This is a genomic window from Pseudocitrobacter sp. CD920760, from assembly GCF_057782505.1.
Genome location: NZ_CM173490.1, coordinates 1,898,762 through 1,911,429, shown reverse-complemented (window position 1 = coordinate 1,911,429; position 12,668 = coordinate 1,898,762). Strand labels below are relative to the sequence as shown.

21 protein-coding genes and 1 tRNA gene are annotated in these 12,668 nt (G+C 49.0%); 12 read left to right on the top strand and 10 right to left on the bottom strand.

The features are described 5' to 3' along the window. Positions 1-47: 47 nt before the first annotated feature. The 9 genes from AC1MKH_RS08720 to AC1MKH_RS08680 form a co-directional block, all read right to left on the bottom strand. Positions 48-446 carry a RusA family crossover junction endodeoxyribonuclease gene (locus AC1MKH_RS08720; RefSeq protein ID WP_248884274.1) on the bottom strand — a complete coding sequence of 133 codons (399 nt, stop codon included), beginning with the start codon at positions 444-446 and terminating at the stop codon, positions 48-50. After that, a complete protein-coding gene (locus AC1MKH_RS08715) occupies positions 443-763 on the bottom strand; it encodes a LexA family protein (protein WP_276224656.1) in 321 nt (106 codons plus the stop codon). Before AC1MKH_RS08715 ends, AC1MKH_RS08720 begins: the two co-directional genes overlap by 4 nt. A 1-nt stretch (position 764) precedes the next feature. Then, a complete protein-coding gene (locus AC1MKH_RS08710; RefSeq protein ID WP_276224654.1) occupies positions 765-983 on the bottom strand; it encodes a hypothetical protein in 219 nt (72 codons plus the stop codon). Next, a complete protein-coding gene (locus AC1MKH_RS08705; RefSeq protein ID WP_276224652.1) occupies positions 970-1,638 on the bottom strand; it encodes an MT-A70 family methyltransferase in 669 nt (222 codons plus the stop codon). Before AC1MKH_RS08705 ends, AC1MKH_RS08710 begins: the two co-directional genes overlap by 14 nt. Then, the gene (locus AC1MKH_RS08700) at positions 1,635-2,117 is read right to left on the bottom strand and encodes a PerC family transcriptional regulator (RefSeq protein ID WP_276224650.1); all 483 of its coding nucleotides are present in this window, start codon (positions 2,115-2,117) and stop codon (positions 1,635-1,637) included. Before AC1MKH_RS08700 ends, AC1MKH_RS08705 begins: the two co-directional genes overlap by 4 nt. Further along, a complete protein-coding gene (locus AC1MKH_RS08695; protein WP_276224648.1) occupies positions 2,114-3,037 on the bottom strand; it encodes a conserved phage C-terminal domain-containing protein in 924 nt (307 codons plus the stop codon). Before AC1MKH_RS08695 ends, AC1MKH_RS08700 begins: the two co-directional genes overlap by 4 nt. Beyond that, positions 3,027-3,206 carry a DUF4222 domain-containing protein gene (locus AC1MKH_RS08690; RefSeq protein ID WP_276224645.1) on the bottom strand — a complete coding sequence of 60 codons (180 nt, stop codon included), beginning with the start codon at positions 3,204-3,206 and terminating at the stop codon, positions 3,027-3,029. The genes AC1MKH_RS08695 and AC1MKH_RS08690 overlap by 11 nt, the downstream gene beginning before the upstream one ends. 240 nt (positions 3,207-3,446) lie before the next feature. Next, positions 3,447-3,917: a YmfL family putative regulatory protein gene (locus AC1MKH_RS08685; RefSeq protein ID WP_137496056.1), complete on the bottom strand. Its 471-nt coding sequence runs from the start codon at positions 3,915-3,917 to the stop codon at positions 3,447-3,449. A gap of 25 nt (positions 3,918-3,942) precedes the next feature. Next, positions 3,943-4,185: a transcriptional regulator gene (locus tag AC1MKH_RS08680; RefSeq protein WP_276224642.1), complete on the bottom strand. Its 243-nt coding sequence runs from the start codon at positions 4,183-4,185 to the stop codon at positions 3,943-3,945. A gap of 135 nt (positions 4,186-4,320) precedes the next feature. Here AC1MKH_RS08680 and AC1MKH_RS08675 point away from each other — a divergent pair, with 135 nt between their 5' ends. Continuing rightward, positions 4,321-5,007 (top strand): XRE family transcriptional regulator, encoded by a 687-nt coding sequence (locus tag AC1MKH_RS08675; protein ID WP_276224640.1) that lies wholly within the window; start codon positions 4,321-4,323, stop codon positions 5,005-5,007. Here the strand turns inward: AC1MKH_RS08675 and AC1MKH_RS08670 are convergent. After that, the gene (locus tag AC1MKH_RS08670; RefSeq protein ID WP_276224637.1) at positions 4,999-5,880 is read right to left on the bottom strand and encodes a BRCT domain-containing protein; all 882 of its coding nucleotides are present in this window, start codon (positions 5,878-5,880) and stop codon (positions 4,999-5,001) included. The two genes, AC1MKH_RS08675 and AC1MKH_RS08670, sit on opposite strands and share 9 nt — an antisense overlap. A gap of 261 nt (positions 5,881-6,141) precedes the next feature. On the opposite strand from AC1MKH_RS08670, the gene AC1MKH_RS08665 reads away from it, so the two are divergent. From AC1MKH_RS08665 to AC1MKH_RS08615, 11 genes are all read left to right on the top strand, one after another. Continuing rightward, positions 6,142-6,217 (top strand) — tRNA-Arg (locus AC1MKH_RS08665). A 319-nt stretch (positions 6,218-6,536) separates the two neighbouring features. Further along, complete coding sequence (locus AC1MKH_RS08660) at positions 6,537-6,833, top strand: hypothetical protein (protein WP_327621786.1); 297 nt, start codon at positions 6,537-6,539, stop codon at positions 6,831-6,833. Then, on the top strand, positions 6,833-7,657 hold the full coding sequence (locus AC1MKH_RS08655; RefSeq protein ID WP_327621787.1) for a ParB/RepB/Spo0J family partition protein: 825 nt from the start codon (positions 6,833-6,835) through the stop codon (positions 7,655-7,657). The genes AC1MKH_RS08660 and AC1MKH_RS08655 overlap by 1 nt, the downstream gene beginning before the upstream one ends. Next, entirely contained in the window at positions 7,654-8,340 is a 687-nt protein-coding gene (locus AC1MKH_RS08650; RefSeq protein ID WP_327621788.1) for a hypothetical protein, read from the top strand. The genes AC1MKH_RS08655 and AC1MKH_RS08650 overlap by 4 nt, the downstream gene beginning before the upstream one ends. After that, a complete protein-coding gene (locus AC1MKH_RS08645; RefSeq protein WP_327621789.1) occupies positions 8,337-8,606 on the top strand; it encodes an antitoxin in 270 nt (89 codons plus the stop codon). Before AC1MKH_RS08650 ends, AC1MKH_RS08645 begins: the two co-directional genes overlap by 4 nt. Then, entirely contained in the window at positions 8,603-9,238 is a 636-nt protein-coding gene (locus AC1MKH_RS08640) for an ead/Ea22-like family protein (RefSeq protein ID WP_327621790.1), read from the top strand. The genes AC1MKH_RS08645 and AC1MKH_RS08640 overlap by 4 nt, the downstream gene beginning before the upstream one ends. Then, on the top strand, positions 9,231-9,536 hold the full coding sequence (locus AC1MKH_RS08635; RefSeq protein ID WP_327621791.1) for a hypothetical protein: 306 nt from the start codon (positions 9,231-9,233) through the stop codon (positions 9,534-9,536). Before AC1MKH_RS08640 ends, AC1MKH_RS08635 begins: the two co-directional genes overlap by 8 nt. A gap of 281 nt (positions 9,537-9,817) precedes the next feature. Next, complete coding sequence (locus tag AC1MKH_RS08630) at positions 9,818-10,570, top strand: DUF551 domain-containing protein (RefSeq protein WP_327621793.1); 753 nt, start codon at positions 9,818-9,820, stop codon at positions 10,568-10,570. Beyond that, positions 10,570-10,710, top strand: coding sequence for a hypothetical protein (locus AC1MKH_RS08625; protein ID WP_327621794.1), 141 nt, complete (start codon positions 10,570-10,572; stop codon positions 10,708-10,710). The genes AC1MKH_RS08630 and AC1MKH_RS08625 overlap by 1 nt, the downstream gene beginning before the upstream one ends. A 373-nt stretch (positions 10,711-11,083) precedes the next feature. After that, the gene (locus tag AC1MKH_RS08620) at positions 11,084-11,320 is read left to right on the top strand and encodes an excisionase family protein (RefSeq protein WP_276217877.1); all 237 of its coding nucleotides are present in this window, start codon (positions 11,084-11,086) and stop codon (positions 11,318-11,320) included. Between the two features lie 55 nt (positions 11,321-11,375). Beyond that, entirely contained in the window at positions 11,376-12,665 is a 1,290-nt protein-coding gene (locus tag AC1MKH_RS08615) for a tyrosine-type recombinase/integrase (protein WP_327621795.1), read from the top strand. The last annotated feature ends 3 nt before the right edge of the window (positions 12,666-12,668 follow it).

Genomic DNA, 12,668 nt, shown 5'->3' with positions numbered 1-12,668 from the left:
GGACTGCACTCCCGGTTCGCTGGCACTTGTTTACAATACACTCATTCTTAGGAGGAAGCATGGCAACAGTCTCCATCCCGTTGATATTTTGAGATGGTCATATCAACCTTCCCCTGCTTCACCACATGCCCCCATTCAATTTGCATGCGCTTAACCTGGCTATCATCAGCCCATACTCTGGCGTTCGTCAGCGCGTCAAAGAGCGCTTTGTTGTAGTTGTCCAGGTCACGGCGGCGTCTGTCTGGCGGGTAAAGCGTAATGTTCACCTCAACGTCAACAGTTACCGGCTTTGGTATACCACCATACTGCGTCACAACTGCGGCGTAGACGTTCTTCTTGAATTTACGTCCTGACTCGCTGATCAGGTGCTTACCCTTCAAAGCGCCCTTATCAGGGGCGCGGTAGTAGGAATTAACCGTTGGTGGAAACGGGAGTGTCAGTTTCAAATCGTTACCCCTTTTGATTCCAGCCAGGAGACTGCTTTCTGACGCGCGTCAGCATCGCCCACCAGCAGAGCCCGAACGATACTTACAGCATCAGATTCCTGACTCTCCCGCAGAATGGTGATCCCCCTGGCTGCGCCGCGAGCAACAGAGATATAGCCCTTCTTCTCCAGAGCCTTGATGTGAATCGCCGCCGCATTGCCGGATGTACAGCCCATCAGATTCGCCAGCTCATAGACGGTTGGCGGAAACCCCATGCGCTGCTGGTAGTTTTCGATGAGCCCAAGCACCTCTTCCTGACGCGTTGTTAACTGTTCCATCTCACCGCTCCTTACATTTGCCATTGAGCACACCGATCTCAAAGAAGAGGTGAGACGGCGTAAAACCCATCAACTTAACCATCGGCATTTCTCGGTTCATGATCCTTCTCGATATAGAATCAGGGCTTTCCTCAGGCCTGGCTTTCCGCTCTGCCCTGATTTCATCATTCACCTTCCGGGCGATGTTCTTCAGGAGGTTGCGTTCTTCAATACCCGGCATTGGCCACCTCATCCTGCATATCAACCGGACAGACATACCCAGGAGCCATAAACACCGAAGGGTTTGCCGCTTCATTGCCCCAGTGGTCCCAGCCAGGCACACCATGGCGACTGAATAACTCAATGCGCGATACATCACCGTAAAGAAGCTCTAAGCGGTGGCGCACTTCCCAGGGCTTTTGGCTATGTACACCGAGTGGGCTGTAAACAACTTGCTTAATCCCGGCGTTCTGCCGCGCTAACCCCTTCCCCTTTGTGGCGATCAACAGGTCTTCTGTATTGGCTCGGGTGTGGTTGCCGCCGTTCATCCTGGTCTGGACGTTCAACAGGTCGAGGAAATCGTAAAAGTCCTCCACACCACCAGCCTGCAGCGCTTTATTGATGTGACTCTCCGCGAGCGGATTGAACTTGACCCAGGTGAAGCCCTTCATCGTGCGGACCTTGAATCCCAATGCTTCGGCCAGCTCTATTGCCTCGCGGGTATGCGTCCCGGTGTACCACATGGCCAACACCGCGTTTTCAGCAGAAAGCTCCCACACTGGAAGGCGTTTAATGTCGATGAGCTTCATCGTTCCATAGTGGTTTTCTGCTGCACCGTTGCTGGCTGTGTTGTCGTATAACCAGGGCGGATCGGCGTAAATAAGTTCGTAGTTCACAGAGCACCTCCAGCAAAACGCCCTGCCAGAAACCATTCCTCAGAACCTTTTTGTGTGGCGCGAAGATATCTTGATGAAGCAAGACACTGTTGACGCTTTTTCAGGAAACTCTTCCTGGCATTTTCATCAGAGCTGGTATCGAATGCTTTCAGCCACAACGTCGCGGCACGTTGGTATTTACCTGCCTGTTGGAGTTCTTCGGCCTGTTCGGCGAGCGTTGCAGCTTCATCCTCACTGACCAGAGACGAGATATAAATTACAGGGGCGGCGCAGGATGGCGCGCCCTTTTCAATCAGGTAGTAGGCATATACACCGTGATCTTCATGCTTGAATCGACCAAGTATCCCATCGGCGTGCAACTTCAGTGCTTCACGCTGCACGGATGTGGCTCGGCACTCTGGGTAACACTCAGCGATTTCTGCTGTGATGGCGTATTCATGGTCAGACAGGAATGTCAGGATTTTATTTTTGATATTCATTGACGGAACCCCGCGTTCTCAGGCAGTGCGTAATCAACGTTATCGTAGGATTCGCGAGTAACAGGGACCGGATCAGACTCTTTGACCCAGCGCCCGTTGACACATTTCGGGCTACCGCTCTTGCGCCACTTCTTGGCCTTCTCGAAGTACTCCGCGCAGTTCTCAGCGCCGAAAAGCGTTTTAGGGCGCAGGTAGTCACTCATCTTCGAATCATCGGCCCACTTGGCGTTGAGATAATCCACCACCAGTTTTAAATCCTCGGCGGTGTAATCTTCAGCGAGACGACCACTGATATACCCCAGCGTGGTTTTGTTACGACCACCACGCCCGTAATCGGACCCGGTGACCTGGTTGAAATGGTCAAGAACCTGAACAGCAGGATCAGAATCGGCGTCGTCAGGTTTCGAAGGAACCGGACAAGGGGTTTTATTTTTAACTGATGGATCAGTAGTTGGTTTTAATGACGGATCGGGGTCAACCGTTGACCCCTCCCCTTCCAAATTTTGACCCCCTAAAATTACTTTTTTTGACTCCTCAGATTTTGAGTCGTCAGATTTTGAGGGGTTAATATTTGAGGGGTTAAATTTTAAACTTCTTGATTCTCTAGCTTGCTTTGTTAGTTGACGGCAAAGATTTGCTTCCGATTCAATTTTCTCAACATTCAACTGATATCCATTTGATAAATCTCGTCCACCAGCTTTGCGGGGCATGACGGTGATCCATCCTTCTTTTTCGAGCTCTTTAATGGCTGTAGTAACCGTATTTTTACTCTTTGCCCCTACTTGACGACGGATGGTGTCCACGGCTGGCCAGCAATACCCTTCATCACTACTGAAATCAGCGAGACGGGCGATCACTGCCTTTCTTGATATTGGCTGAATGTCACATTCCCATACCAGCCCATGTAATTTACTGCTCATGATCGTCCCTTAACTCTGTAAACTTACGCTGGAATTGTTCAAGAGGGCTGAAGCACTCATGATCGTACCCTTGGCGAAGGTATATAACGCGTCCAGTCTCGGGCTCCCAACGGATAACCCTGACTTCGATTCCACGGTGGTCTCTGAATCGCCGGTCAACTTCAGCCACTCTTCACGCCCCTTCTCATTCATCTGAGCAAACGCCTCTACCATCTCTGAACCACACTGGTAGTTGTGGCTTCCGTCCGCCGAACGTACTATTCCCACATAGCCGAACGGGGCATCACGCCCCACCAGCGGTGGGCATCTGAATTGCTTAACTGGTCTGAATCGGTTTACACTGTTCATGCGTTAGTTCTCCACTTGATAACGACACGCCACGACGCCAGGAGCTGCACACTCGCTGGCGTCACTTTTTTTGGCTTTTCTTACGTCCGAAAAGAGTGATGATTGCCTGAATCTCTTCCTCACGCGCTGCCAGATGGCGGCGGTGATGTTCCATAATTTCTTCTGCTTCATGCTGCTCGATGACCCCATCTTCCAGAGCCTGCTCAATGATTTGGTCAACCTGCCCACGCGCCGCAGATGTGCGCATTGCTCGACTGAATAAATCAACGCGGTCCAGATCTTCCAGAAGTGGCCTGTCCACCAGCAAAGCACCACGACGCTTAGCGAAGTAATCAGCCACCAGCGATGTGTTGGAAATGTCTTCCATCGCTTCCAGCTCTGTTACCTCAAAGAAACGACAGCCGTTTTTCTCATACAGGTTGTTATTGAACTGAGTTACTGACATGCCCAATGCACCAGCCATAGCCTCACGGCCACCGGGATATGCTTTGCACATCGCTTTCACTACTTCTTTCAGGGTCTGCTCTACCATCTTGTTTTTCCTTTGGTAGTTATGTTTAAGCTGCTGTATCTGTAGACTTTTGGAAAACATCAGGACGAAGTTTCTCCTTCGCTACTCCCGTAACAGTCTCAATGAATTGAGACTGTTTGATCGGAGGCCGCTTCTCGCGATGCAACCAGTTCCATACCTGCTGTTGTTTAATCTGTTTGCCAGAAGTTAACGAGAGCTTCCTGGCTAACTCTGATTGCCCGCCAGCAGCATTGATGGCTTCTGAAAGAGCCAACTGCTCAGGTGTCATGATTATTCTCCTATGTAAATTGATAAAGTTGTGACAAGTCGAATTATACAACTATTACAACTTATACAACAACTTTTAGGTGTTGGAAAGCTAAAACATAAAGTTGTAATCTCGTCTTAATTAGAGGGGGAAGTTGTGGATACTCTTGCAGAAAGGTTAAAAATCGCTCGCGAAAAGAAAGGCTTCAGCCAAGCTCAATTGGCTGAGATGATAGGTTTGTCACAACAATCTGTTGCCAAGATTGAGAACGGTGAAACTCTACAGCCAAGGAAAATCAAAGAAATAGCTAATGTTCTTGGGGTTTCACAAAAATGGTTACAACTAGGCGTTGAAGAAAATGGTTCAATTTCTAACTATGTCGTCGAAGAACTCGAAGAGGCAAAGTTAGATCCCATGATTTTTGCCGACATACCTGTGCTCGACATTGAACTATCAGCGGGTAATGGATGCGAGGCTGAAATTGTGGAGTCTATAGTTGATTCGTTTCCTCTAAGAAGAGCTGATTTGAGGAAGGCTGGAGTGAGCCCGTCAAATGCCAGAATAGTCAAAATCTGGGGTAATAGTTTGCTTCCTGTTTTGAATAATGGCGATCATGTTGCAGTTGACATGTCTCAGTCGAAACCCATTCGTGATGGAGACTTATACGCTCTTCGTGATGGGGTTCTACTAAGAGTCAAGGTTCTAATCAATCAGCCTGATGGGGGCTTGATGTTACGAAGTTTCAATAAAGAAGAGTACCCTGATGAAGTACTCAACTTTAATGAACGCAAAGCGCGTATACACGTTATTGGTAGGGTATTTTGGTCGTCCAGATCATGGTAATGCGTTAAACAGCATATCCTCAGAAACGATACTCAAATCAACTGACTCTTCTTCTCTGTAAGATACTGCTTTTTCTATTTTTCTTCCGTGGCTGGAAAACTTCCAGTCTCTGGAGGAGAGGGTCCCAATAACTAAGTAGTCTACTTTTTTAGTTACACCCTTTGAGATTACCCCGCCGTTACGCTTAACTAAGTCTTCTACTTGGCTTCTCTTACCCGCGAGAAAAACTCCTGTCAGACAGAATGTCCTTCCATTGACTTCTACAACAACATCGGAATTTATGGGAAGTTTTGTTGATAAGCCATCCACTACACCGCTTTCTAGATCGCATCCGGTGAAATCGACAAGCGCCTTGTGAAGCATGTCGCTTTCTTCAAGAGTTATTTCTCCATCACTCAAGATATCCTTCACCATGACGTACAGATCTTTTCCTGGGTAATTATTCTTGAGCGCCCCGTTTTGGGTAAGCCACCAGTCAAGATACCTGATTTCTTCCTCTGACAATGTCCTATCCGAAATCAATCCTTTGCAAAGACCACTTAAAAGATGGAGATCTGATTCAGTAGAAAAGAAATCGACGTCTGGAATATCCAAGATTTCGTTCTGGATAGCATTTAGTTGCTGCTTTAGTTCATTTCTTTCGTCCTCAGTGATCACCCCATCTGCAAGGATTTGTGAGACACGCGAACTCAAGCTTTTGATAACTCCATTTCTTATCGTTTGATTGGCTTCAAGAAGCCATGTATCAAGATAAAGAACCTCTTCATCACGGACAGTGCCATCAGCAAGGATCCCATCAATGATGCTTATCAAATTAGCAAATAATTTATTTCTGTTTTGTGTGTAGTTAAAAACATAAAGCTTGTCTTCCATACAGCCTCCTTTTTTTTACACATCGTTGCATTCAAATTCATCTCAATCAAACCACATAAAGTTGTTGACACATGGTGAAATCACAACTAAATTACACCTTAAAGTTGTTGTTGGTGATAGTGAAGCCTCGGTATCCTGTAATGGCTGTCACTTCCCTCACTTTGTGACAGCCATCTTTTTCGAGGACACAACAGGCAAGAGCATTTGTAGGTGATCGAGTCTCCGGGTTCGCAAGAGTCCTCGACAAATGCTCTTACCGTTGTGGCATTAGCTCAGTGGATAGAGCAGCGGCCTTCTAAGCCGTAGGTCACAGGTTCGAATCCTGTATGCCTCACCATATCTCAGTGAAGAGATGTAGCTGTGTGTAGTCTTGGCGGTACCAATACCATCCCATGAAGTCCGGTACCGCCCTTTTTACACAACATGAAAGCGCACTCACCGTTCTCTTAACAGGCGGTGTCGTTAAATTCAAACTCATGAGTGCGCTTCCAGCTGTGTGGAGAACTGACCGGCGATGGCAGTCGCCCGCTTCATTAAGTGCCTCAGGACGGGGCATTTACTGAAACGAAACCACCATTTTTATTCGCCTTCTGGCGAGGGATTCGTGCAACCAAAATTCAGCGTTGTGCAGAGCGCAGATATACGGAGAACTAACAGTGAAAACACAGCTCAACAACAATAAAACCGCGCAGGAGTTACCAGCTCGACTCACTACCGATCAGCTGATTAATGCCATGCGCCAGGCCGCTAAATACCTGCCAGAAGATACAGCGAAACTGATTAACCATGACGCCGCGCGTCTCGGCGCTTCCATGGCTGCTACTCGCCAGGCATGCGAAGAACGCACCGCAGCGCTGAACACCATCGAGAAGATTCGCGAAATCACCTTCAGCCCTGACGAAATTGATGTGCAGGTTTGGGTTAAAAACATGGTCTGCGGGGAAGCTGCGTGATGGCCAACTCAATAAAGCAAATGATTAAGTCCGGCGTTATTCGCCGCTCTGATAGCGGGATGTTCATTAGCCTGGCTGATATCCATGTTCGTGAAGGTTTTAACAAGCGCGAGGATGATGAACGCACCCGCCAGGCTGACGATGAGCTGTTTACCTACCTGATGAATGGTGGCCCGGTACCGCCAATTGAAGTCATCGCACGTGATGAAGGCGGTGTATGGGTTGTTGAAGGACACCGCCGTCGTCGTTGCTATGAGCGCTGTGGCGCCGCCGGAAAACCAGTTGACCGTATTCATATCATGCAGTTCTCTGGTGATGATATGCAGCGCCTGGCGCGCATCATGACCAGTAATAACCAGTTACCGCTCTCTCCTATTGAACAAGCTGCTGTTGTTCAGGAACTGGCCACGGCTTTTAACCAGACCACCAGCGAAATCGCAAAGCTGGTTAATAAATCCATTCCGACAGTAGAGAAGCTGCTGACGCTCAGTTCTGCTAACTACGACGTAAAACAGGTAGTGAAGGCTGGCGAAGTTTCCGTTGATGTTGCTGTTGACCGCGTAAAAGAGCATGGCGAGAACGCCGGAAAGGTTCTGGAGCAAGACAAGGCTGTTGCCGCTGCCGCAGGTAAGAAAAAGGTAACCCGCAGCGTTATCGCACCTGAGATAAGCGTGAAGAAAGCACGTCGCCTGGTTGAGCTTATGGCCCTTGCTGACATCGACGATGAAGGCGTTATGAAACTTGATGGCCTTGCGCTGGCAGAAGCGCTGTCAATTATCGACGAACAGAAAGCTATCTCAGCCAACAGGAGCAAAGCAGCATGAACGTATTTGAGATGGAAGGTTTCCTGCGCGGCAAATGCTTGCCAGGTGACATGAGGGTAAACGAGACCACCGCTGAATATCTGGTGCGCAAACTCGGACAGGCTGGAGAACTAACAGCAGCACACTCAACGCTTGAGAAAGTGCGTGAAGTGACGAACTGTCCTGATGGCGTCGATTTGCAGGACCATTTGAAGCAACTGGTGGCTGAGAATGTGGCACTTAAGCAGCAAGAGCCTAAAGCCTGGTATGTCCGAACGAGCGATGAAGTTATCACTGACCCGGCAGAAGCGAAGAAGTGGCGCGGTATTCCGTTGGTGATGGCGAACATCGAAACCCCGGCAACAGACAGCATCCTGCGTGAGGCGGAAGTGCGGGGTGTTGAGAAGTTTGCAGACAAACGCGGATTCTCATTCCAGCACGGCAGCATCCATGCCCATTTCGGTAACGGTGATGTGATGGTTGGCTCGGTCACATTCGAAAACGGTGACGCAGGGATCAATTTCGCGCCGGTTCGAGAGAAAACTGGTGGTGTGGGAACTCATTATGAGTGGACCAAAAGCAAAACGGCGGAAGAGGTTGATTCAGTGTTTGTCATCACCAGCAGCAGTGTCGCAGGCCTTGAAGTGATCCAGGGGAAATTGGCTGAAGCCATCGAGCAACTGCGCGAGGGGAAAGCAGAATGAGCAAGTCATACATAGTTATTCTGCAGTACCTGTGGTGCAACGAAACTGGTGGAGGAATTGAATACACCTCTGACTGCGTCAAATTTGATAAGCGCGATCTGGCTATTAAACACGGATTTAAGTTGCGTGAAAGCGACGATTTCAACATCGGAGTTATCGAGGGCAACAAACTGATTTCGTTTGACTGGATGGATAAGCCGGTTGTCGAAAGCGAAGGCACGCTGGCGCAGATTGCCGAGCTAATTGGTCTGGAGGATGCAGCATGAGCATGACAACAGAACTGGCGCAGCGTATGAAAGCTGCGGCGCTGAAAGCGACTCCAGGAGAGTGGGTATATCTTCCGAGCAATACCAGCATTGAATACGATTATGGAAGTGATGATTCTCAAGGTTCGATCACTTATATGGATAGTGGTGATTTCACTCAAAAACAGACTGAATTAAACGGAATATTCATCGCCCTGGCTAACCCCGCTAACGTGCTGGCGCTGGTAGAGGCGCTGGAAGCCAGAGATAAGCAGATTGCTCAGGACGTTCAAATCAAAGCTCGGCTATGTCGGGAAAGCAACAGCCTGCATGACAGATTGCGGGAAGCAGAGAAGCGCATCGCAGAACTGGAACAATTCAAAGTCGCATTCACTGAATGGCTCGATAAAACCGAATGGGTGCAGACGGATAAGCGTTTTGATGTGGTTAAACCGTGGGGCAAGCATCGCGCTGAGGTGTTAAAGCTGTACATCGAGCATCTGGAGGCGAAGCTCGAAACCGCTGACAAATTGCAGGATAACGCCTTCCGTCATGGTCTTCAGCATGGTTTCAGTCTTGGTCAAACGGATAATCAGGCTGGTTTCGAACAATGCATGGCGGCGTATAGCCAGAAGGAGAAAAACAATGGCTAAATCATCAGATGTACATGACCTGTTAACTGCCTACCAGCAGCAGGCGAGGAAAATACCCGCAAAGGGTGTTTACGCCTCAAGGCAGCGCCAGGTTGAGGTTAATGCGGCGCACGTACGCAAGTTAACGCGAAAGCGTCGGCGCTCAGTCGGCAAGTCAAACAAGCTCGGCTGTCGCTTTACGGCGGAAATGCGCGTAGCACTGATTTGCGATATGAATTTTTGGGCGCTGGTGTGCCGTTCCAACCGTCAGCAAGGGGAAGTAACCGCTCTCGTTGGCGTAGCCGTGGAGGGTGAATAGATGAGCAGACAACTCCGATTAACAGATGCGCAAGTCTATACGTTGCGTCGGATGAACAACGGCACCAGATATTTCATGCGAGGTGATATGGATAAAGGCGAGCAGGATAAAGGCTCTCATCGTGTTAACAGCCCATCTCTCCCAGTTCTGTTTCGCGAAGGTCTTGTGGATTGGTGTAACCGCTCATGCCAGAAGTTTGATGGTCTTTATTACAGCGTTAATTTGACACCTGACGGGGTTTCCGCGGCAGTTGGAGCGCTAACGAGAAAGGAGCGCGGTTTATGACAACCCCAACCACAAAAGAGCAGTTAATTGCGCGTATTGAAACGCAGAAAGAAACTGCACTTAAGCACCCTGAGTGCAGCGTTGCGCTGATGGATTTGGAGATAGCGAATATCGCGAGGGCGGCAATGGACGCCGAGCCTGTAGCGTATGCAGACCCGCAGGCACTCCGAAACTTTCTGGCTGGAGATGCTCGGAGAGAATGGATGTGGAGAAATCCTGCGCCAGACCTGATTTCACTCTACGCCGCACCGCCAGTAGTGCCGGACGGAATTCTAGCAGCAATGGAAGAAGTTCTGCGGATTTCAGACCGTGACCATGAAGCATGGCACAAAGCTAAACAGGGAATTGCAGACTGCCGCGCCGCCATGCTCAACCATTCCGAGAATGAGCGCGATATGGTCGAACTTGTAAGGACTGCTTACAAGTTGCCGCCAAACTCATTCACCAACGATGACCTTGAAATGATGGCCCACGGCAATAACCCTCAGTCGAATGCTTATCGAGAACTGCTGGCATTCCGGCGCAACTCTCCGGTGATTCCGGATGGTTGGGTTAAGTGCAGTGAGCGGATGCCTTCCGCAGGGGAACAAGTGTTGGCGTACCGTCCAGACGCGCCGGAAAGTAATGATCCATTAATCAAGATGGCAACGTACGTTGGCGGGTCAGCACACGGACACGGCTTTGATTGCTACTGCAAGCCAACCCACTGGATGCCGCTGCCAGCAGCACCGCAGCAGGAGGGGAATTGATGTCTAAAATGACATTCGTCGTTGAGTTCGAAGATGACAAAGAGCCTCCAGTACATGCCCGCATGGAAGTGTTTGGCGGCAAGGTCATTGCTGTGGCGTTCCGTGATGCGCTGGAAGAAAGCGAAGAGGAGGATGAGTGATGCCTCCAGTAAAAGTGGTTGTCATCACTGTAGTGATGTTCGCTGTGTGCCAGTTAATTTCGATGACAGGTTATGGCATATGGTGAGCAAACTAAAACAGCGGCGTACGCGCCGCCTTAAAGCTGATGTAGCCTGGTGGAAAGCAGAATCGCACGACCTCTATATCCGTGTGATGGAACAAGCAGATGAAATCGCCCTGCTCCGTTCTCAGGTTCTGCGTATTCCAATGCCGGTTATGGTGCCAGCCGACATCATCCACCAGCTCGATAATAAAATGTGTAAAGCGTGCAATGATGGACTCCGTTGTGGGTGCTCATCTTGCGCATATCGGAATAAATAGCCGGGTGCAGCCGGTTAAGTGGAGAACCATATCATGAGCAGCGTTATTCAATTAGCCCCTAACGACTGGGTCTGCGAAAGTGTTCTTATCGTGGTAACCGGGCTCAAGCCCGGTACCATTCTCCGTGCAAGAAAAGAATGTTGGATGGTAGGACGCGAGTATTTACATGTATCTCCTGACGGAAACCCTAAGCCATCAAGCGAGTGTATGTACAACAGAAAAGCTGTCGATGCCTGGGTAGCTTCGATGAAAAACAAACAACCAGGGTGATTTGAAGCCATGAAAAAGGTAAGCTCACTCCGCTCTTGGGCGTCTGGAGAATGATATGGATAAGAACACATATCCGACAGGCGTCGAAAACCATGGTGGCACATTACGCATCTGGTTTACCTATAAAGGCAAGCGTGTCAGGGAAAACCTCGGTGTCCCTGACACCGTTAAAAATAGAAAGATTGCTGGTGAATTGCGTACTTCTGTCTGTTTTGCGATTAAGACGGGGAATTTTGATTATGCAGAACAATTCCCTGAGTCGTCTAACCTCAACTCGTTTGGTGTTGTGGAGAAGGAGATAACTGTCGCGGATTTGGCAAAAAAATGGCTTTCTCTTAAGGCAATGGACATTGCCAACAGTACGTATGACCGTTACGGATCTGTGCTACGAAATATGCTACCTCGTTTTGGCGATGGCCGCTTGGCATCAACCGTAACAAAGGAAGATGTGCTGTTTATCAGGAAGGAATTGCTTACGGGCTTCCACCTTCCATCAGTTAAACAGAAACCCATCGCAAAAGGCCGCCGCGTTGCGACAGTAAATTATTACATGTTAATCACGTCAGCAGTCTTTAAGTTTGCCGTGGAAAATGGGTACATCCAGCAAAACCCGTTTTCAGGGATTCCTCTTTTGAAGAAATCCCGCCAGCCCCCGGACCCGTTAACCAAAGATGAGTTCGTGAGAATGATCGGAGCATGTCACCACCAGCAAACAAAGAACTTCTGGGCTTTGGCAGTATATACCGGTATGCGTCATGGCGAACTGTGTGCGCTGTCTTGGGAAGACATCGATCTGAAGAAAGGCACGATAATGGTGAGAAGGAACTACACCAAGATGAAGGAATTCACCCTGCCAAAAACTTTGGCGAGTACAGACAGGGTGATTCACCTGATTCAACCAGCAATTGATGTTTTGAAGAATCAAGCCGAACTTACCCGGCTTGGCAAGCAGCATCGGATTGAAGTCATAACCCGGGAATATGGATTAAGTACCATCCACCCGTGCACATTTGTCTTCAATCCCAAGCTCACTGACAGGACCCATCAGGCTGGAGACTGCTTCTCAGTGAATTCTATCAATAACACATGGGATGCGGCAATAAAGCGGGCTGGAATTAGGCATCGCAAAGCATATCAATCAAGACACACATACGCTTGCTGGTCTTTGTCGGCAGGTGCGAACCCGAGCTTTATTGCAAGTCAGATGGGACACACTGATGCAAAAATGGTGTTCCAGGTATACGGGGCATGGATGCCGGATGATAATGCTGTACAGGTTGAAATGCTGAACAGGCATTTATCAGATTATGCCCCAAGCATGCCCCAAAGGGCATTCACGGCATGAAAT